Raw genomic sequence first — 270 nt, 5'->3', positions numbered from 1 at the left:
AGCTGAATACCTTCCAGCGGCATGTAGGTTGTGCCGTTACCCGCCAGTAATATCAGCATGGCGCTTGCCGTACAGATGACCAGGGTGTCGATAAAAATGCCAATCATCTGGACAATCCCTTGCGCTGCCGGATGCGGAGGCCAGGACGCCGCTGCCGCTGCCGCGTTTGGCGTCGACCCCATTCCCGCCTCATTGGAAAACATACTGCGCTGAAAACCGTTAGTAATCGCCTGGCTTAAGGTATATCCCGCCGCGCCGCCTGCCGCTTCC

At 58.1% G+C, this 270-nt stretch carries 1 protein-coding gene; it reads right to left on the bottom strand.

Translation table 11 applies throughout. The features are described from left to right. On the bottom strand, positions 1-270 hold a 270-nt coding region (locus SB772_RS41270; RefSeq protein WP_410838684.1), incomplete at both ends, for an alanine:cation symporter family protein.

The sequence above is a fragment of the Paraburkholderia sp. SIMBA_030 genome (assembly GCF_046535245.1).
Taxonomy (GTDB): domain Bacteria; phylum Pseudomonadota; class Gammaproteobacteria; order Burkholderiales; family Burkholderiaceae; genus Paraburkholderia.
The sequence above is the reverse complement of the archived record's forward strand: the minus strand, read 5'-3'. Positions and strand labels throughout refer to the sequence as shown.